At 45.2% G+C, this 18,834-nt stretch carries 23 protein-coding genes and 1 pseudogene; 16 read left to right on the top strand and 8 right to left on the bottom strand.

Annotated elements, in window-relative coordinates:
• Positions 1 to 34: 34 nt before the first annotated feature.
• Positions 35 to 214: a small acid-soluble spore protein H gene (locus ACLD72_RS08215; protein ID WP_410999004.1), complete on the bottom strand. Its 180-nt coding sequence runs from the start codon at positions 212 to 214 to the stop codon at positions 35 to 37.
• Between the two features lie 206 nt (positions 215 to 420).
• Between ACLD72_RS08215 and ACLD72_RS08210 the strand changes: the two genes are divergently transcribed.
• Together ACLD72_RS08210 and ACLD72_RS08205 are read left to right on the top strand one after the other, a co-directional pair.
• The gene (locus ACLD72_RS08210) at positions 421 to 1,041 is read left to right on the top strand and encodes a VC0807 family protein (RefSeq protein ID WP_410999002.1); all 621 of its coding nucleotides are present in this window, start codon (positions 421 to 423) and stop codon (positions 1,039 to 1,041) included.
• Between the two features lie 30 nt (positions 1,042 to 1,071).
• Positions 1,072 to 1,665, top strand: coding sequence for a TetR/AcrR family transcriptional regulator (locus ACLD72_RS08205; RefSeq protein WP_458475690.1), 594 nt, complete (start codon positions 1,072 to 1,074; stop codon positions 1,663 to 1,665).
• A gap of 57 nt (positions 1,666 to 1,722) precedes the next feature.
• Here the strand turns inward: ACLD72_RS08205 and ACLD72_RS08200 are convergent, their stop codons facing one another.
• A complete protein-coding gene (locus ACLD72_RS08200; RefSeq protein ID WP_410998998.1) occupies positions 1,723 to 2,190 on the bottom strand; it encodes a GreA/GreB family elongation factor in 468 nt (155 codons plus the stop codon).
• 242 nt (positions 2,191 to 2,432) lie between these two features.
• Here ACLD72_RS08200 and ACLD72_RS08195 point away from each other — a divergent pair, with 242 nt between their 5' ends.
• The 6 genes from ACLD72_RS08195 to gerPC all read left to right on the top strand — a co-directional run bounded on the left by ACLD72_RS08195 (position 2,433) and on the right by gerPC (position 6,548).
• A complete protein-coding gene (locus tag ACLD72_RS08195; RefSeq protein ID WP_410998996.1) occupies positions 2,433 to 4,607 on the top strand; it encodes a 5'-nucleotidase C-terminal domain-containing protein in 2,175 nt (724 codons plus the stop codon).
• Between the two features lie 119 nt (positions 4,608 to 4,726).
• The gene (locus ACLD72_RS08190) at positions 4,727 to 5,047 is read left to right on the top strand and encodes a spore germination protein (RefSeq protein ID WP_458475687.1); all 321 of its coding nucleotides are present in this window, start codon (positions 4,727 to 4,729) and stop codon (positions 5,045 to 5,047) included.
• Positions 5,047 to 5,259 carry a spore germination protein GerPB gene (locus ACLD72_RS08185; RefSeq protein ID WP_410998992.1) on the top strand — a complete coding sequence of 71 codons (213 nt, stop codon included), beginning with the start codon at positions 5,047 to 5,049 and terminating at the stop codon, positions 5,257 to 5,259. The genes ACLD72_RS08190 and ACLD72_RS08185 overlap by 1 nt, the downstream gene beginning before the upstream one ends.
• A gap of 51 nt (positions 5,260 to 5,310) precedes the next feature.
• Positions 5,311 to 5,484: a spore gernimation protein GerPD gene (locus tag ACLD72_RS08180; RefSeq protein ID WP_251588812.1), complete on the top strand. Its 174-nt coding sequence runs from the start codon at positions 5,311 to 5,313 to the stop codon at positions 5,482 to 5,484.
• A 3-nt stretch (positions 5,485 to 5,487) separates the two neighbouring features.
• Complete coding sequence (locus ACLD72_RS08175) at positions 5,488 to 5,856, top strand: spore germination protein GerPE (protein WP_251587322.1); 369 nt, start codon at positions 5,488 to 5,490, stop codon at positions 5,854 to 5,856.
• Between the two features lie 65 nt (positions 5,857 to 5,921).
• On the top strand, positions 5,922 to 6,548 hold the full coding sequence (gene gerPC / locus ACLD72_RS08170) for a spore germination protein GerPC (RefSeq protein WP_410998990.1): 627 nt from the start codon (positions 5,922 to 5,924) through the stop codon (positions 6,546 to 6,548).
• Here gerPC and ACLD72_RS08165 read toward each other — a convergent pair.
• On the bottom strand, positions 6,527 to 6,898 hold the full coding sequence (locus ACLD72_RS08165; protein WP_410998988.1) for a YmaF family protein: 372 nt from the start codon (positions 6,896 to 6,898) through the stop codon (positions 6,527 to 6,529). The genes gerPC and ACLD72_RS08165 overlap by 22 nt on opposite strands.
• A gap of 99 nt (positions 6,899 to 6,997) precedes the next feature.
• On the opposite strand from ACLD72_RS08165, the gene ACLD72_RS08160 reads away from it, so the two are divergent.
• The gene (locus tag ACLD72_RS08160; RefSeq protein WP_410998986.1) at positions 6,998 to 7,696 is read left to right on the top strand and encodes a nucleotidyltransferase domain-containing protein; all 699 of its coding nucleotides are present in this window, start codon (positions 6,998 to 7,000) and stop codon (positions 7,694 to 7,696) included.
• A gap of 76 nt (positions 7,697 to 7,772) precedes the next feature.
• Here ACLD72_RS08160 and ACLD72_RS08155 read toward each other — a convergent pair whose 3' ends face one another.
• Positions 7,773 to 8,246: an Hsp20/alpha crystallin family protein gene (locus ACLD72_RS08155; RefSeq protein ID WP_410998984.1), complete on the bottom strand. Its 474-nt coding sequence runs from the start codon at positions 8,244 to 8,246 to the stop codon at positions 7,773 to 7,775.
• 173 nt (positions 8,247 to 8,419) lie between these two features.
• Here ACLD72_RS08155 and ACLD72_RS08150 point away from each other — a divergent pair, with 173 nt between their 5' ends.
• The 3 genes from ACLD72_RS08150 (at position 8,420) to xerS (ending at position 10,941) form a co-directional block, all read left to right on the top strand.
• Positions 8,420 to 8,866, top strand: a complete 447-nt coding sequence (locus tag ACLD72_RS08150; RefSeq protein WP_410998982.1) for a ferritin-like domain-containing protein — start codon at positions 8,420 to 8,422, stop codon at positions 8,864 to 8,866.
• Between the two features lie 166 nt (positions 8,867 to 9,032).
• On the top strand, positions 9,033 to 9,746 hold the full coding sequence (gene bglS, locus ACLD72_RS08145; RefSeq protein ID WP_410998980.1) for a beta-glucanase: 714 nt from the start codon (positions 9,033 to 9,035) through the stop codon (positions 9,744 to 9,746).
• Positions 9,747 to 9,870: 124 nt separating this feature from the next.
• The gene (gene xerS / locus ACLD72_RS08140; RefSeq protein WP_410998978.1) at positions 9,871 to 10,941 is read left to right on the top strand and encodes a tyrosine recombinase XerS; all 1,071 of its coding nucleotides are present in this window, start codon (positions 9,871 to 9,873) and stop codon (positions 10,939 to 10,941) included.
• A gap of 126 nt (positions 10,942 to 11,067) precedes the next feature.
• Here the strand turns inward: xerS and ACLD72_RS08135 are convergent.
• A pseudogene (locus ACLD72_RS08135) lies at positions 11,068 to 11,292 on the bottom strand (TetR/AcrR family transcriptional regulator); the annotation flags it as partial.
• 437 nt (positions 11,293 to 11,729) lie between these two features.
• On the opposite strand from ACLD72_RS08135, the gene ACLD72_RS08130 reads away from it, so the two are divergent.
• Both ACLD72_RS08130 and ACLD72_RS08125 read left to right on the top strand, forming a co-directional pair.
• Entirely contained in the window at positions 11,730 to 12,389 is a 660-nt protein-coding gene (locus ACLD72_RS08130) for a TetR/AcrR family transcriptional regulator (protein ID WP_410998976.1), read from the top strand.
• A gap of 53 nt (positions 12,390 to 12,442) precedes the next feature.
• Entirely contained in the window at positions 12,443 to 13,579 is a 1,137-nt protein-coding gene (locus tag ACLD72_RS08125) for an alpha/beta hydrolase (protein ID WP_410998974.1), read from the top strand.
• A 477-nt stretch (positions 13,580 to 14,056) separates the two neighbouring features.
• Here ACLD72_RS08125 and ACLD72_RS08120 read toward each other — a convergent pair whose 3' ends face one another.
• Entirely contained in the window at positions 14,057 to 14,644 is a 588-nt protein-coding gene (locus tag ACLD72_RS08120) for a TetR/AcrR family transcriptional regulator (RefSeq protein ID WP_410998972.1), read from the bottom strand.
• Between the two features lie 154 nt (positions 14,645 to 14,798).
• Here ACLD72_RS08120 and ACLD72_RS08115 point away from each other — a divergent pair, with 154 nt between their 5' ends.
• A complete protein-coding gene (locus ACLD72_RS08115) occupies positions 14,799 to 15,476 on the top strand; it encodes an SDR family NAD(P)-dependent oxidoreductase (protein WP_410998970.1) in 678 nt (225 codons plus the stop codon).
• Positions 15,477 to 15,522: 46 nt separating this feature from the next.
• On the opposite strand, the gene ACLD72_RS08110 is transcribed toward ACLD72_RS08115, so the two are convergent.
• The gene (locus ACLD72_RS08110; protein ID WP_410998969.1) at positions 15,523 to 15,906 is read right to left on the bottom strand and encodes a MerR family transcriptional regulator; all 384 of its coding nucleotides are present in this window, start codon (positions 15,904 to 15,906) and stop codon (positions 15,523 to 15,525) included.
• Positions 15,907 to 16,136: 230 nt separating this feature from the next.
• On the opposite strand from ACLD72_RS08110, the gene ACLD72_RS08105 reads away from it, so the two are divergent.
• Positions 16,137 to 16,925: an SDR family NAD(P)-dependent oxidoreductase gene (locus tag ACLD72_RS08105; RefSeq protein ID WP_410998967.1), complete on the top strand. Its 789-nt coding sequence runs from the start codon at positions 16,137 to 16,139 to the stop codon at positions 16,923 to 16,925.
• Positions 16,926 to 17,137: 212 nt separating this feature from the next.
• Here the strand turns inward: ACLD72_RS08105 and ACLD72_RS08100 are convergent, their stop codons facing one another.
• Entirely contained in the window at positions 17,138 to 18,637 is a 1,500-nt protein-coding gene (locus ACLD72_RS08100) for an alpha/beta hydrolase family protein (protein ID WP_410998965.1), read from the bottom strand.
• Between the last annotated feature and the right edge of the window lie 197 nt (positions 18,638 to 18,834).

Raw genomic sequence — 18,834 nt, 5'->3', positions numbered from 1 at the left:
CAGGAGGGATGCATCACGCATCGCCTCCTGCTTACTAATGCTCGTGAAGTTGGGAAAGAGCCACGTTCCTCTCTTGTTCCGGTTCGTCCAGTGGATAGATTCTGGCGGTTTCGTTTTTTTCATCCACATGCTGAATGAAGATCGGAACCCCATCGCAGGTTACGTTTACCATTGTCGGCGAAGCGACGATTTCTTTAGCGCGTTGACTGTTCATTACTGAAGACCTCCTGAAATGAAAAATATCACAAACTTGGGGAAGAAGTTTCAATCATCCATAAGTTGTCCTTGCCATAGCGATGTTATTCAAATCCACAACAAAACACTTGACATACCTACCGAAGGTATGTAAAATTCAAAATACCTACCGAAGGTATGGAACATTTCAGCCAAACTCATGTTAAAGAAAGGACTTCAACCAAGATGAACCATACGCGAAAAGAAATCATCATCACGCTAGCTGTAAACATTGTGCTTCCCTATCTGATTTACACCCTGCTCATTAAACACACTGGCAGCTTATGGGCACTATCGGCTGCTGCCGTTGTCCCGCTTGTTGATTCCTTATACAGTCTGATTAAATCGCGAAAAGCGGATGTATTTTCCGCCTTTATTTTCATCGGCCTGATTTTAGGCGCTGTTGCGGTGCTCCTGGGCGGTGACGAGCGGTTTATATTGCTGAGGGAGTCGTATGTTACGGGGATCATGGGAGTCCTATTTCTGCTCTCCTTGCTGTTTACCCGTCCGCTAATTTATTATTTTGCCGAGCGATTTACCGGGCACGATGCGAATATGGACGAGAAGTGGAGAAGCTTGCCGAGATTCCGGCATACCTTCCGGCTTCTTACCGCCGTGTGGGGCGTTGCCCTTGTACTGGAGGCGGCCGTCAAGGTAGGGTTGGTGTACACTCTGTCGGTCCCGTCATTCCTTGCGGTATCCCCGATTGCCGGTTATGGAATCGTGGGGCTGGCGATCTGGTGGACCGTTCGTTACGTGAAACGGGTGAAACGGCAGGCTTCCCCAAGCCTGCAACCGTCGAAATGAACACCGCTTATATAATGGAGGTATTTAGCCGTGCATGATAAAACGATGAATCCCACGCTTAAGCTGCTGCTGGAAACGGCGGAAGAAATGATTTTGGAAAAAGGCTGCCGGGCCACCACGCTGCAAGACATCGCCGACCGGAGCGGTCTCACCAAAGGAGCGATCTATCATTATGTCAAAAGCAAAGACGAATTGTTCGCTTTGATCCTGGAATCCGGATTCGAGAAAACGAATGAGCTTTATTTCGAATCCGTGGCTCAAGCCGCCAGCAAACCCGCCGATATTCAGGGACCGCTGAACCTAGTATCCGGCAGAATGCAGCACGCCGCCAGTCCGGACAGTGTTTCCAACCTGATCTTCATTTATTTGCTTAGCCAAAGGGATAAGCCAGCCGTGGACGATATTCTTCGGCGCTATCACGAAACCGCGATCCGAAATTCGGCAACTTGGATTGAAGTCGGCAAGCGGCATGGCGTGATTCCTGCGCATATCGACGCAAAAAAGGTGGCGCAGTTGTTTGCCACGTTAAAATACGGCTTGCAAGTTCAACAGATCGTGACCCCCGATGACGAAGTATTAAGCGACCAGGATATCTATGAGTTTATGCTAAACGCGTTGAGTTGAGCGTTTTTGGAAATATCCCCCGCGCGCTAAGCGGGGGGATGGATTAAGGCGTGATAGTTATTGATCATGAAATCCGCCGATATAAGCGTATTTTATATCACGGACTTGAATCCGCTGTGTTCCGTCCGGAACCTCCAAGGCAAGGGGAGAATGGCATTCCGCACAAAGCAGTTGCCTGCCGATCGGGGAAATAAAAGAGATCCGGTTGTTGTCAGGGTCGCTTTCCGTGGGGTATACCACGGTGAACAAATCCGTTGTTCCATCTTCCTCAAACTCCACTCTCACACTGCTTCCGATCAAAACGACTTGATGAAGCATTTCTTGAAGTGCATGGTCATCGTTCGCCAGCATGGATATCAAGCCGGCGGTGTATTTGCGCAGGAGATCGTCCATCATTTTTCGATCGCGATAGGTCAATCCCAATAGATAAGTATCCGCAAAAAACGGGTATTGTTCGTCAAAAAATACGAGCTGGTTCACCAAATGCGTTCTGGTTCCGTCGAGGGCATTAAAACTAGGGTTCATAGTAGATATCACCCCCAACTTGTTTTTCCCAACCAAGTGTGACCATGTTGATGGTTCTCATACAAGCAGTCCTCCTTAAAGAAAATAAGCCCGCAGGGGGCTTACATTCAGTATAGCATCTTTCCTGATTATGGTCATCCGGAGGGATTCGCATGATTTGTTTGAATTGTTTACAGCCAACTCTATTAAACTTATATTTATTTATGTAGTACATCAATATGGGATGAGGAGGAATGGGTTTTATGCAGTTGGGGAACAAGTCATTCGGCAAGCTATTTGCGGCCGCTGTCATTACGGCTGGACTTGTGTCCGGTACGGCCGGGGGGACGCCGGTCAGCGCTGCCGAAAACGCAAACGGATCAGGGGAGTTTCAGCTTAGGGTGTTACATACGAATGACACACATGCCCATCTGGACAACATCGGCCGCCGGGTTACGGCCGTGCAGGAAGCCAGAACGTGGAATACCCTGCTCCTGGATGCGGGCGACGTATTTTCGGGGACGCTCTATTTTAATCAGTTTAACGGCCTGGCGGATCTGTATTTTATGAACGCAATGAAATACGATGCCATGACGTTCGGGAACCATGAATTCGATAAAGGTCCCGCGGCGCTGGCCGAGTTTGTGAAACAAGCCAAGTTCCCGTTCGTAAGCGCGAACGTCGATTTCGGCACGGAGCCGGCGCTTAACGGTATGGCGAAGAGCGAGCTTGGAAAACCCGGAGAAGAAGGAAAAATCTATCCGGCCGTCATCAAGGAAATCGGCGGAGAGAAGATAGGCATTCTCGGCCTCACCACACCGGAGTCTTCGGTATTGTCTTCGCCGGGGCCAAATATTAAGTTTAATGATGAAGTGGAAAGTGCGCAAAAGCAGGTGGATGCGCTGGAAGCGGAAGGCATCGACAAAATTATCGTATTATCGCATCTGGGATATACGGTCGATCAGAAACTGGCTGAAGCGGTGGACGGCATCGACATCATCGTCGGCGGCCATTCCCACACGCAGCTTGATGTTCCCGAAGTGCATCACGCTGACGCGGAACCGACGCTGATCGTTCAGACGGGTGAATATGACGAGCATTTGGGCCAACTGGATGTGACGTTTGACGATAAAGGCGTACTGACGGAATGGAAAGGCGGGCTGATCGACCTTAATGCGCAGGATGATGCTGACAATTACATGATTAAAGGCGATGCGGAAGCGGCAGCCAAACTGGCCGAATACGCCGCTCCGCTGGAAGAGTTGAAGAAAACCGTTGTCGGCGAATCGGACATTGCCCTTGACGGCGAACGCGACAGCGTGCGCAAGCAGGAGACGAACCTGGGCGATTTGGTAGCCGATGGCATGCGTTCGAAAGTGATGAGCATCGTCAAGGAACCCGATGTGAAAGGATATGTAACGATTCAAAATGGCGGCGGCATTCGCGCCTCGATCGACGCTGGCGATATTACGCTTGGCGAATTGCTGACGACGATGCCTTTCGGCAATAACTTAACCGCGCTTAAGATGACCGGTAATGAAATCACTGCGGCATTGGAGAACGGCGTAAGCGGCGTCGAAAACGGGGAAGGCCGTTTCCCGCAGGTTGCGGGCTTGCGCTTCTATTATGACTCGACCAAACAGCCTGAAGTCGTCGACGATGTAACCGGACAGAAAACGCAATCCGGACATCGCATCGTTAAAGTACAAATTCAGAATGAGGACGGCACATACTCCGACATCGATCCGAACGGTAATTACATCGTGGCCACCAACTCCTACATGGCGAACGGTGGAGACTTCTACAGCTCGATGAAGCAGGCCAAAGACGCCGGCCGTTTCTATGAACTGAATCTGGTCGATTATGAGGTGTTCCGCGAGTACCTGGACAAATTGAGTACGGTCAACCAGAAGACGGATGGCCGTATCACGGATTTGAAAGGAGCGGCGCTTCCGGCCGAAGCAGGGGATAAGGGCGCAACCAGCGGAGCGGAAGCGGAGAATGCGGCTTCCCGGTTTAAGGATATCGCTAACGATTCCAATAAGTCGGCCATTGCCCGGGCAGAGTCTGCCGGCATTATCAACGGTTATGGCGACGGGACGTTCCGTCCGAATGAACTCGTGACCCGCGCCGAATTTGCGGTCATGGTGAGCCGGGCTTTTGATCTGAGCGCCGCCGCCGGGGAAACCAGATTTTCCGACGAAGCTAGCATCGAGCCCTGGGCATTGTCTGCCGTATCCGCGCTTAAGCAGGCAGGATATACGGACGGCTTCGCGGACACCGCTTTCCGCCCTGAGCAACATTTGACCGTTAAAGAAGCCGCATCCTTGATTTCCGCGGTGTCTGGCAAGGCTTTGAGCGGGTTGGATCTGAAAGAAACAGCGCAGGTGACCCGCAGCGATTTAGTGCTGATGATTATGTCCGCGCTGAACGAATAGGACCGATACATCCGTTTTAAACCTGAAAAACCGCTCCACCTTTAGCGTGGGGCGGTTTTTTGCCGTATGACAATTTATGCGAAACCGTAACGAAATGGCTTTTTACTCCATATGATGAAATGACCGAGAAATCGGGATATTTACCCAGCCCGGAAAACAAATTGACTTTTAAGCTGCGGGACGAATCGGAGAAAGAGGGTGTAAAACAAATGCCTGCCATCGTTGGAAATATAAAGATCGTTAACATCAGTTCCGGTGGAGTGGTGCAATTTGGCGATACTCTGCTTATTTCCCCGCAGTCGGCCACGAAAACCTTTGCGGGCTCGGGATCGTTTAATACCGGGGATTTTCCCGTTACAAACAGCGGCTTGAGTGCGACATTGACTAATGACCCCGATGTTATCGATGGTTCGGTTACTAAGGGAGGGACCTTAGCCTAATGATACAAATTCAGCAAACCATTTCGATTCAGTGCATTCGGATTAACGGCATTTCAAATTCTTCCGTTTTACAAATCGGAACAGCCGGGATCATAAAATCGTTATCCAATCTGTACAATACCGGAGGGTTTACGGGCCCCGCCCCGACGGCAGCCCCAACTGCTCCTGGTGCCTTACCGGGACCGGTGGTTCCTTTTGCCACCGGGCGATGATCACCGATCTTGAATGCCAAAGCGGAAGGTGTGAAAAGGGTGAACGAAAAAATTTGCTTGGATGTTACAAACGATAAAATTTTGGTGGACAACATTAAAATCATCGCCGTGGGCAGTTCATCAGTCGTTTTGGTTGGGGATACCGGCTCCATTCGGCTCTCCTCCATATTCGATACTCCGCCGGAATCCCTCATTATCGGGCCGCTTGTCCCTTTTGCGAGGTAGACCATGATGCGGACAGCTTGTGTTAATCGGCTAAAAGTCACTTTGGTCATTTATTCTTCATTTGTTCATGTGGGAGATGTATGGGGAATCTTTCCGGAATCGCAAGTTTTCGCCTTACAGCGCCAAATTCCTGTCTTTTGGGGTGATGAGGGGAAGCTTGAGAAGATGCCCGTGTTCTTTCAACCGTTTCCCACCCAAGAAATCAATGAGGAAGTCAGTTTTACGCAAGCGAACAAAACCCCCTGCATTGGCGTGAACAATCTCTATATTATAGGCCTTTCAACTTCCGCCGGGTTGCAAATCGGCAATACCGCGGTACTTGACGCGAAGAATCGCACCAAGCACATCAGGCATCTTATCCCAAGTGATTAATTGCTTTGCAAGACGGGCGATGGATTGGCATACATTGATAAAGAACAAGAAAGGAGGAGGGGCCATTGTCGGGATATTCCCCCAATCATTGGCTGGATCAAATCAATCACGCCTTGCGCTGGCAATACGATAAATTGTCTCAACTGGAAAACGATATTTCGGCGCTGAATAAGCAGCTTGAGGTCTTGAAATCCATGCCAAGGCAACATGTCGATAAGATAGACTACAATTTTGAGCAGTTGAAAGTGGAGAATCTCAACGGCACTTTGATCATCGGGATCAGCCCTAATGATCAAGGAAAGATTGAAGATTTATCGGTAGCCGGCAAACAAAAGGAGGACGTTTCGCTGGGCCAGAACTCCGATGATCCAACTGAATCGTCTGTCCAAACCATCAAAATCGAAGTGCAACGATACATAAAAGAGGATATCGCCCCTTTGCTCGCCGAGAAAGCGAATCACCGCAATATGAACCTCACGGCCGATCAACTGCAGAACATCATGGACGATATGATCCGGCAAGTTGATGACCGCCTTGCCTTTTATGTGGCCCAATTGCAAGAGGGGGCAAACGGTCATGAACAGCATGAACTGCATGAACAGCATGAACAGGTTGAGCGGCGTTTAAAGGATGATCTGCTGCAAGCGACGGATAAATATATCGATTACTTTCACCAACTGGAAGGTTCGTAACCCAGTGGGGGACCAGTTTGCCCCTGAAAACTGTGGCGATGCCGCGGGATGCCCGTCACGGTTATATAATATTGGCCTCTAAATTCGAACGGCTCGTCATCCACAACATCGTCAACCCTATGAAAATGTGATCCGTCGGGCAAATAAACCGGCGGACCGGTGTAGCCTGCGAACCGATGAAAATGCCGATCCTGGGTATAGGTGATTCCTTGGTAGCGATGAAAGTGGCAGTCACCAGGGCCTCCATTAATAGGGTAAGTAAAAAACCGGACCCTATGCCGATGGCCTAAACTGATGGATGTCGACCCATAAAACTCATGCGTATGCGGCTGACAATTTGTATCAGACATCGGTATGCTTCCCTTCATGTGATGTACGACTTCCTTAAAAAGGATTACGCCGATTCGTTTGTTCATATAATTTATTGATACGGAGGGGAGGGGGATTCTATGCGAAATTCGCCAACGGAGGCCGCTCAAGCATTTGTAGCCCAGCAATATCCCGATTGCATGTTAGCGGTATTGGGCGGCAGCGCCAGTTTAAACCAGCATGATGCGGCTTCGGATTTGGATATCGTCGTTTTTGAAAAAGAGGATCCGGGTTATGTTCTTAAAGTAAGCTCCTTCATGGATTGGATCATTGAATGTACGGTACTTACTCCGGAGAATTACAGGGAATACTACGATTTAGGAGTGCAGGCGGCCAATCCCACTTTGCTGAGACTGGTGGCCGGAGGCGTTGTTTTGGCTTCGCGGCAAAGCGGTCTGAAATTTATCGAAGAGGCGCGAAACGATCTGCAGTATGGCCCGATGCCCTGGTCGCAGGCAGAACTTGATTTCGCCAGATATGCGATTTCCGACAAAATCACCGATTTGCACGGCCAAATTCCACGCTGTGAACAATGGTTTGTGGCCGGCAAGCTCCTCATATTAGTAAGCGAGTTTATCCTGCGGGCCAACGATCAATGGCTTGGCGAGGGGAAGCATTTATACCGGTTTTTGCAAAATTATGCTCCTGAAACTGCCGCGGAGTTGGAGAAGGGGCTGGAAACGCTGTTTCTTCGGGATGACCCGGGCGAACTGGTCAGGGCTTGCAGCCGGGCGTTAGAGCCATATGGAGGAATCCTGCTTGACGGGTATGAGGAATGATACTTTACTGTTCGATTAAAACCGGAGGAGAACGCCCCGTTGCGGCTGTGCAACGGGGCGTATTTTTGCTAAACGGTTATTCCTCGTTTTCGCTTTCGACAAAGACATCGTGAAAATTTTGGTGTTCCGGCAACTTAGGCATTTGGATTTCCAAAATTCCTTCCTTGTACTTTGCGCGGGCCTGTTTAGGGTTCACTTGTTTTTTGAGCTGGATTTCCCGCTTTTCCCCGGACGGCAAAACAATCCGCAGCTTGTTGCGATTTACCGAGACTTTTGTTTGGTCTAGAGAGAAATCCTCCGAAACGGGCAATCGGACGATTAGATTGCGGTGTGTTTCGTAAAGATCATAATTCGCCGTCTTGTTATTGAAGATAGGGATATTGAAATCGGCTGGCATGGACTTTTGAAGCTGCTTTTGGACAAAGTCGCCTACCCAGGAAAAATTTCTGGCGGGATTCCCCTGCGTGAAGTTCTTTGGCAGAAACGGAAACTGCTCCAGCATTTGCTTTTCGAATTCTTCCCAGCTTGTCAAACCGCCCTTATTTCGCATATGGCATCACCTACAACTAATTTTATTCAGCAGAGCATGTTCATGTTCGAACGTTAGCAAGTGATGCGGAAAAACAGCGCGAACCGGAGAACCATTCCCCTTTGCGGGCCATGCACCAAAACGCCTATGGGCTCATAGCCTAGAGTTGAGAAGAGCGAGAGGGGAAGGTAAGCTTGTACCATGATTTTAGTTTTTACGATCCGTTTCGTGTTACATCCGACCAAAATTTAATTCCTGACATCGTGCAAGCCATTAACGGTGAATACAGCGCCATCATCTGCTACGAACAATTGGCCCATATGGCTCCGGATGAAGAGATAAAGAGGAGAATTATGGAAATCCGCCAGGACGAGATTCGGCATTATCACAGCTTCTTGCAACTTTATACTTCGTTAACCGGCACGCAAGCGACTCCACGGCAAACGGAACGATGCCCGGCCGATTACCGGTCAGGAGTGATCAGCGCTTTTTTGGATGAGCAAAAAACGGTTGATCAGTACTTGGAAATCGCAGATAAAGCGCACGATCCTAATATCAAGGAACAATTTCGACGTACGGTTTTCGATGAACAAAATCATGCCGTGTGGTTTTTGTATTTTATGGTGGGCGGGAAAGAGTAGGAGCGTTTGTTAGAACCCGACTGGTATCAGGGAAAACTGGTCGGGTATTTATTTACAGGTTGCCGCATTTCAATGTAAGCGCTATACTATAAATACCCAGGGAAAATATTCCAACATCATGGCTCCACAACTTCGTTCATATTTAAAATCGTTCTGGAGGTGTATTATGAAAAAGAAGTCTTGTTTTACACTGGTGACCACATTTGCGTTTTCTTTGATTTTTTCTGTAAGCGCTTTTGCGGGGAATGTGTTCTGGGAACCATTAAGTTATTTTAATCCGAGTACATGGGAAAAGGCAGACGGGTATTCCAATGGGGGAGTGTTCAATTGCACATGGCGTGCCAACAATGTTAATTTTACAAATGATGGAAAGCTCAAGCTGGGCTTAACGAGTTCTGCGTACAACAAATTTGACTGCGGGGAGTACCGATCAACGAACATTTACGGATACGGCCTGTACGAGGTCAGTATGAAGCCAGCCAAAAATACAGGAATTGTCTCATCCTTTTTCACGTATACAGGACCTGCTCATGGCACACAATGGGATGAAATAGATATCGAATTTCTAGGAAAAGACACGACAAAAGTGCAGTTTAACTATTATACCAATGGGGTCGGCGGTCATGAAAAGGTTATCTCTCTTGGCTTTGATGCATCAAAGGGTTTCCATACCTATGCTTTCGATTGGCAGCCAGGGTATATTAAATGGTATGTAGACGGTGTTCTGAAACATACAGCCACCACGAATATTCCGAGTACGCCAGGCAAAATTATGATGAATCTATGGAACGGAACCGGAGTGGATGACTGGTTAGGTTCTTATAATGGAGCGAATCCGTTGTACGCTGAATATGACTGGGTAAAATATACGAGCAATTAATATGATTGCAGCTGGGCATGAGCTTTTTAGTCCAGCTGCAGGAGTTTATATAATTACGTAAAATAATAATTTGACGAATAATTATAAATGAATTATGCTTGGTTTAGGAGGTGCCGAGCCCAACATGGATAAAACGTTAAAAGCACGTTATATGAATCGCATCGATGAAAAGTTAAATGAACTGCCTTGGTACGTGACCGAATACATAGATAGCCGCAAACGCAAATTATCGCCGACGACGCTGCTGAATTACTGTCATGATTTTATTATCTTTTTTGACTGGCTGATCGCCGAAAAGCTCGCAGCCGCAAGCCGCAAAGACGTTGAATTACCTAGCTTGGAAAAATTGACGGTTCGCGAGATCGAAAATTTTCTTTCCCATTTAGAGTACCGATTGGGAAACAACAAATATACGATCAACCGCAAATTGTCCGCGTTAAAATCGCTGTTCGATTATTTGCAAAATAAAGCGGAAACCGAGGATTTACAGCCGTATATTCAACGTAATGTTATGGCCAAAATAGAATTTAACGCCGTTAAGGAAAGCCAGGAAACGCTCGCCAACCGGATTGAAGGAAAAATTTTACGGGACGATGATTTTGAGCGATTCCGGCAGTTTGTGGCTTATGATTTTGGCGCGCAAAACAAAGACAACAAGCGAATTTTTCGTTTCCATGAGTTTAATCGCGAGCGAGACACCGCGATCGTTTCCTTGATTCTTGGTTCCGGACTGCGCTTATCGGAAGTAGCGGGAATCAACAACGGCGATCTGGATATGAACAAAGGATTGGTCCGGGTAATCCGTAAAGGAAATAAAGAACAATACGTGTATTTTAGCGAACAAGCTTTAGCGGACCTGGAAAATTACCTAAGCGTCCGGGAAGCAAGATATGCGCCGGACAAGTCGGAAAATTCCTTGTTTTTGGCGGCTCCGATCGGCCGCAAAGGCACAAACCGCCGGCTGACGCCAAGAGCCATTGAGAAGCTGATCGAAAAATATGCGGCAGCGTTCGGCAAACCGGCGTTAACGGTACACGCGTTAAGACATTCTTTTGCGACACGCTATCATCAAGAAAACAACGACGTACCGAGATTAAGAAATCAATTGGGCCATTCATCAATTCAAACTACGATGATTTATACGCATTTAACGGATGAAGAGATGCGAAAAGCCGTGAATAATATGGATAAGTAGAAAGCAAATTAATCCAATCAAAGAGCCGGTTTAGGCCGGTTCTATATTTCAATAACATTACTTATTCACAAAACTCGTATTTTGTACATATGTCTTTCTTATATTTACTAAAAAGAATTACGCTCAATCATCTCCAGACATACAATGTCGAAGTAACTGGTTAATTTGAGCTGTTATACATTGCTCGCGCAGATCGTACTTGTCATCGAAATGCAAATACACCGTTCCTCGATTGACATTTGCTTCTACCGCAATCTGATTGATCGTTATGCTCTCGAATTCTTTTGCTGACATCAGCCTCATAAAAGCCTCCATGATCGCTTGTCTCGATTTTTGAATACGCCTGGTCATCTCTTTCTCCCCTTTATCCCTTTCAAAAAATAATCACTTCAAAGCCCTCTGTTGAAAAATCAACAACCGAGCTCGTTTTAACCATTGAGCCCCATTTATCGCCCTGATACATTCACTATATAAAACATATATTGATAATTCAACATATGTCCAAGCAATGCCACTTGCGTCATTCATTGAAGCAACGATAAAGATACTTGGCACGGATACAGACGAGCAGGTATCTTTGGGCCAGCGTATAGGTATGGAGTGCTGCCTTCGTCAGAAGTGCCGATGGTGCCTGTCAGTGCTTCTTCTGAGAATAGGATCATTTTCATCAAAATCACGTGGTTCTTCCTCTCCATTCTTTCCAACTAGAAGAATGCAAATTACTTGACATGTGAATTTATTATCAGTATAGTATGAATCAATTCACACTTCACATTAAGGAGTAATCTATGCCAAAAAATACTTTCTTTCGTTTAGATGAAGCAAGGCGCGAGGAAATATCGAATAGCGCTATACATCTTTTTGTTGATAATCTTTACGAGGATATAACTATGAAGATGGTTTTGGATAGTTTGTCCATGCACCCCGGAACATTTTATCGGTATTTTGAAGACAAAGATGACCTTTATTGTCTCTTAATACGTAATGTGACCCAGAAAAGAGCTGCGTATTTTAATAACAGTAATGAAGATTCCCTTTTCCAGTTTTTCCTTACTGGCATATTTGGTAACGTTAATGGCATTGTGACCGAGCCACTGAATGAGTTGGAAATCAAACTCACTGAAACACTTTTACACATTCCTGAGAACATTTTGCTTAAAATATATCTGAATGTGCTAAAGGGCGAGTCATTCCCCTTAATCAAGGACATTTTACGCCGACTGAGGGTTGATGGATATCTCCGGCCTGATATTGACGACGACCTGATTTCTTTTATGTTTGAGTCAATGCAGTTTAATTTAGTCATGTTTTTTAGGGAATTCGATATTAAGGACTCTAAGCTGCAACATAAGATTAGCAAGTACTTTGCTGACTTTATGGGTCATGGGCTGCTTGAAGATCATAAATATTCTGAAATTGTTAGCGATCTCAAGAAAGCCAAGGAGTAGAAGTATATGTATTTCACATTCGCCACTTTTAATAATTAAGGGGGAACAAGAAAATGAAAACTTATGACGCATTTCCTGAACCAATTGGCGGCTATACTGTCGGTCGAACCCAAATGGATTTTGAGTACACGGCATCAGATCACTCAAAAAGAGAACTGACGGCGTTTGTGTACTATCCGTCCGACAGTAGCGAAGGTAAGACTTCATCAACGTACATGTTTCCTGAAGTCTACGAGATGTTTAATGAGCAGCCACTTGTCACTGCGTTGAAGGATGTTTTCTCTATAGATATCAAGACCCAGTGTTACGACGACCTTGCTCTCTCCGGGAAGGAAAAGCGCTATCCGGTGTTATTCTATGTTTGCGGCGGGGGCGGTTCTCCAGAATGGGGTACAGTGATCTGTACAGACTTGGCAAGCATGGGATATGTTGTGGTAAGCATCGGCCATCAGAATAGCACGATGTATAAGCGTAAAGATGGGCGCCTGTTTAATGTATCAACGGATTTTTCGGATGTCATTATGGCGTTTTCTGAAGATCCGAAGATGCTGGCGTTGGCTGGTAAGATGGAGATGCGGCCTGACGATGAAACTGCCATTGAGATGTGCCATAACGTGCTTACACTGCCGATACTTGCCAAGTTAACAGAGTTTAGTGAATTACAGGCAGAAGATGTAAGGTATGCAGCCGATTATCTTTACAAACTGGACTCTGGAGAGCAGAATTCCATCTTTAAGGGCAGATTGTTGCTTGACATTGGCATGGGCATAGTCGGACATTCTTTTGGAGGGGCTACGACGGCGATTGTTTGCCGGGACGACGACCGGTTCGCCTGCGGGATTGGCTTGGATAGCGGTGCGTTCGGCCTTCAGGGCAGCGACCTTAAGAAACCCTTCTTGCTGCTGTTTTGTGAACCTAACTATAACATGAATGCGATAATTGGCGCTAACAATAGCATGGAAACCTATTATTTCTCTGTTGATCGTGTTGGGCATTTAGATTACTGCGACATCGTGTTTACCAGTGTTAATGAGGAAGTCAGAGGCGAACGGGATGCTATGGAGATGCGAAATCTTGTTACAGACTATACGAAGAACTTTTTTAATCATTACATACTTCAGAAGGCTGCAAGTGTGGAAAGTCTGGCATACGATGGCGTGGACTTGATCAAGAAGACCAGCAACAAGTGACATACCGAGAGGTTGCTGATAAACGCATGTCAAAGAGCTAGCCGTACAGACACAGAGCCGATAACCCTATTACGCGGTTATCGGCTCTCTCATATTTCAGGCTTGTTTTCTATTTGAGGCAATTCCCTTCCTATGGCCAGAAATATCCAATAATAATTTAACTTACACTTTGCATGCCATCTCTTCGATCTGTCTCAACCAAGCCGTTCGCGTCGCTTCGTCGGAACCCGGTACGGACTCGAAAAATTCATGATGCAACACTTCTATGCCGCAATATAATGTTTATTGATTGATCAATCACTAATATGTTGATATTGTATGTTATCTTTTCTTATAATGCAACTCATATTTCATCCTTTATTCCGTTACAGAAATTAAACATAGCTGTTCTTATTTTTTATTCCTTGTATCTACAAATGAAAATGGGAACTTAAGGATGGAACTGTCCTTCTCACAGCTCCATCCTTTGCTTATCTATTAGCGAAATGTTCTTAATGTTCCTTCAAAAAAATGAGATTTATCTGTTATAAATAGTGCGATCTTTTTGGCGACCTCCTCCTTACTCATAGTGATATTGCCGCTGGCCCATTGCACGGCTCCTTCATGGATGATTTGTGCAAAAATTGGCGCAAACATATTCTTTTCGTTTTCCGTATAAATATGCTCCAAACTTTTCGACAAGAAAATCTTCAATTCGTTTAGTATTTTTTCTTTCATTTGAGGCAACATCAAGCCACCATAGCTACCGCGACATTCAATGTTCGGTTGTTGGTAAAAATCCAATACCGCCAAAACAAGTTGATTTATACTGTCCTGATCAAACTTCACAATACCTGAAGTCCGATTATTGATAGAAACCGAGGCGAAATCCCCCATAAGGTACTCTATTAGATCGTATTTATCATTAAAGTGTGCATAAAAAGTAGCCCGATTAACTTGTGCTTCCTTTGTTATATCTGCTATTGTGATTTTTTCAAAATCCTTTTTAGAAACCAAGCTATAAAAAGCATTAATCAATGACTGTTTGGTATGTGTGTTACGTAAATTTCTTACTTTTGATGCCATTTTTCTCTCCTCTTTCCTGACAATATATCACTTTTGTCGTTATAGCAACATTCACACGTGATTGTTGATTGTTGTCTTATTTCAATGGAAGTATAGTTTTTATTAAAGCAACAAACGTTACTTTAATATATCAGAGATAAGGAGTAAACGAAAAATGAAAACTATTGCCATTGTTGGTGCAGGTCCTGGATTAGGCTTGTCTCTCGCCAAAAAATTCGGAGAGAATGGATTTAGGGTAGCAGCCATTGCACGTAACCCTGAGAAATTAGCAATAATCGAGTCTGAACTTCGGAAATTAAATATTCAATCGCAGTCTTTTGTTGCGGATATCACGGACTTAGCTGCATTAAAACAAGCCATTCAATCAGTAAAAAGGGAGTTTGGTTCGATTGATGTGCTGGAATTTAGTCCCTATGCCAAAGGGGATAATTTCACAAACGTGCTAGGAACTACGCCTCAAAGTGTGTCAGAATTAATGAACAGCTACTTGCTGCCTGCCGTTCTTTCCGTCAATGAGGTGCTACCGGATATGATAAATAACGATTTTGGTGCAATTCTGTTTACAACGGGTGTATCTACCATGTTTCCTATCCCTTATGCTGGGAATGCGGGAATTGTTGGGGCGGGCATTCGTAATTATGCTGCAAACCTGCACAATGAATTGAAGGAAAAAGGCGTATTTATCGGACATCTTTCGATCGGAGCCATGATACAACCAGGTACAGCAGGAGACCCGGATGCTATTGCAGACACTTGGTTTAATTTATATGAGAGAAAGGACCATTTTGAAGAAATATTCCCTCACGGTTTTGATCCGGCTACGATTACCTAATTGAAATTTTCTTCTATTAAGAGGTTTTTGTCTGGGTTTATCTATCCTATATTTTAATACTAGTTCGTTCAATCTGAGATTCTAAAACATCATATAGAGCAAGCTTATAATTTATTTTATCCAAGTTAAAATAGAGATTCCTTATGCTTCGCTCTATTTCTTTTTTATGATTGAGCATCATCAATTTTCGTTCTGAAATTGTTGAGTCCCCTTCTTTGTATAAGTAAACGTATTTCTGAATTTGAGCAATAGGCATTCCTGTTGCCCGAAGTGCTGTAACAAAGTGTATCCAACTTAAATCTTCTTCGTCGTATAGACGCTTTCCATTATCGTTCCTTTTAACATGTGGAAGCAAGCCCTCTTTTTCATAATATCGAAGGGTGTGTGCGGCTATTTTCGTTATTTCAGTAACTTCTTTTATAGTCAGCATTATAACCTTTTAAGCCTCCTCTTAAAGTACACTTTAAATAATTTCTTCAAATTTATAAATTGGATTCTCTGATTTCACGCTATAAAAGAATAAAACTATTATTAAATCAGGGTTTCCTCTATTCTATTATACTGTTTTTATTTTTCGAAAAAAACCTTTGACTTGAAGTGAACTTTATAAACTATGATAGCAAGGTAATTAAAAAACGATTTTTGAGAGGAATGTATACGTTGGAAAAGAAACTTTTAGCACATGAAGCTACACAGACCACAATTTCAATTGTCACTGGCGGCAGTCGGGGACTTGGTCGTAATACTGCCATTAGCATTGCACGTCATGGTGGTGATGTCATTTTGACCTATCGTAGCCAAGCAGAAGAAGCAAAATCAGTCGTTGCTGAGATTGAAGCTCTGGGGCGTAAAGCGGTCGCTCTACAACTCGATATAGAAAATACATCCAGCTTCGCTAACTTTGCTGAAACCGTTGGTTCTATTTTACAATCTAATTGGGGGAGCGCCACTTTCAATCATCTGGTGAATAATGCGGGTCATGGAGAAATGATCAGCTTCACCGAAACAACAGAGGCTCAATTCGATAGCCTGTTCAATGTGCATGTAAAAGGCGTATTTTTCTTGACTCAAGCCCTATTGCCGCTTCTTGCAGATGGTGGTCGTATTGTTAACTTCTCATCAGGCCTCACTCGTGTCTCATATCCAGGCTTCTCAGCTTACTCTGCAGCTAAAGGTGCAGTAGAAATTCTAACCATCTATATGGCAAAAGAGCTGGGCCACCGCGGTATCACCGTTAATACCGTTGCACCTGGTGCAATTGAAACTGATTTTTTAGGCGGCGCTGTGCGTGACACGCCAGCTTACAATGATGCATTTGCTGCGATGGTTACCCTTGGTCGTGTCGGCGTGCCTGACGACATTGGTCCCGCAGTTGCCAGTCTACTCGATCCCGATAACCGCTGGGTTAATGCACAGAGAATCGAGATCTCCGGTGGTCAAAACATTTGATTTTTCGGCGAAAAAACGATTATATCCTACGACTTTTTATGTTAATGTACTTTTGTCACACGATATGATTTCCACCACGCAACTTTATAGAAAATAATCTAATCGGAAATGACACCAAGTTCTTATCCTCTGGTTAGGACCAGAACTTGGTTCCTTAAAACAAAAAAGCCACTAAAATAGAGCGGACTTTGAATGGAAGCCTGCTCCGTACTTTATAGCGAGGTTACGAACTTCACCTCCGGAAAGCGGCTATCCGGTCCTTTCATTAAGATTCTGCCTTGATATTTCAGATACATATCGAAAAAATCCAGCATATAGGCATTGATAACGGAGTTGGCTCTTTCGGGCGCAATCGTTCCTGTAATGCCCAGCATGTTGAAAACCGGAGAAATGAACTGAACGTCGGCAAAATTCAAATGCTCCGTATTTTCGATATAGAGGACTTCTCCTCCTTCGTCAACCGTTTCCCGCATCCGTTCAAGCTCCAACTTTTTATCTTCCGTTACTTGGTCCTCCCACTCTCTTGTTGAGCCCATACGGTTAAGCTCTGCATCCGTGTATACCCGGTTATCCATCACCCTTTTTAATTTTTCGAAATAGCTTTCCGAGTTGATGAACAAAAACGGCTTTTGCAGACCCTCTCTGTCACGCAGCCGATAAAGCCCTCCATCAAGGTCGATTCCAACCGCGATTCGCGGATCGTAAGAAGCGTCATAGGCCGTCGCTCCGCCGATGGAATGGCCGAACACCCCGACATGACGAAGATCAATCCTCCCTTTTAGATGACTTGGAATCTGCCCCGATTGGATGAGCTCGAATTGGTCCAGCGCAAACGCCACATCCCCGGTTAGAACTTCTCCCAGCTTGTCGCGATTATCTCTACTCGTCCGGTAATCTTGGGCCGGCGAGAATAAATCGTTGGTTGTGCTGGTCGTGATTCGCCCGTCCGGAAACTCGGTTGCAAATGTATTGTAGGTGTGGTCGATCACGGCCACGATATATCCGTGACTCGCGAGATTTTCGGCTTGCGACGTGTGGAGGAACCTAGAAGAGCCGTTGCCGGGATTCGCAAGGATCAGCGGGTATGAAGTCTGCGCCGAAGAGACTTCGGCCCCCGAATAAGCATGACTGGATACGTACTTCAGGTGTTGAAAAGTAAACACGGGAAGGCCATAGTCCGCGGCCATATAACGTAAAATCTGGGGATCGGGAACAAAGGGAGCGTACTTGCCGGTGCCGGCTTGAGCCGGATACCATACCTGAACCATCAATTCTCTCTTGCCATCGCGGGCTTCGCCGAAAATCTCTTCCCTATTCGTATCCACGAAATGAAAAGTTTGAGTTCCTACCTTTAATTCACCTGTCGGTTCAGGTAGTTTAAATACAGGAAAAGCATACATGAGACCCGCTGTTACGACCAGCATTATTGCTATAGTGGTATAAGCTGAACCCAATATGAATCGTGGGATTTTTTGGGGACCGTTTTTTTTAAAATAGCTATAACCTGAAATGGCTAAAAATATGATCGTGAAGCAATATGGGAAAAATAGCTGAACTCTGTATCCTTCCACCGTCCAATGAATGACCAGTAAAAGTGTGGCGAACCCGCTTGCAACGGATACTGGAATTCTACGACGCTCTTTTTTTAATAGAACTGTTAACGTAAACAAGCCGATGTTTGACAATAAGAGCAACAGCTCAAACAACCTCATCTCCATTCTCCTTTTAAAAAATTTCCATTTTCGTTCGTCCCAATCTTATCCTCCACGCTAGCCTTAGCCCTCCTCCTTTCACTGCTTTAATATAAAGACGGTTTCGGAATCCAAAATGTATCAGTTAACGTCAATGTAATCTGTCCGTTAGCTTAACGCCGCCGCGCCAGTCTAGAACTTTTCTAAGTTAAAATAAG

The organism is Paenibacillus lacisediminis (assembly GCF_046567315.2).
This window is presented reverse-complemented; position numbering and strand designations above follow the sequence as displayed.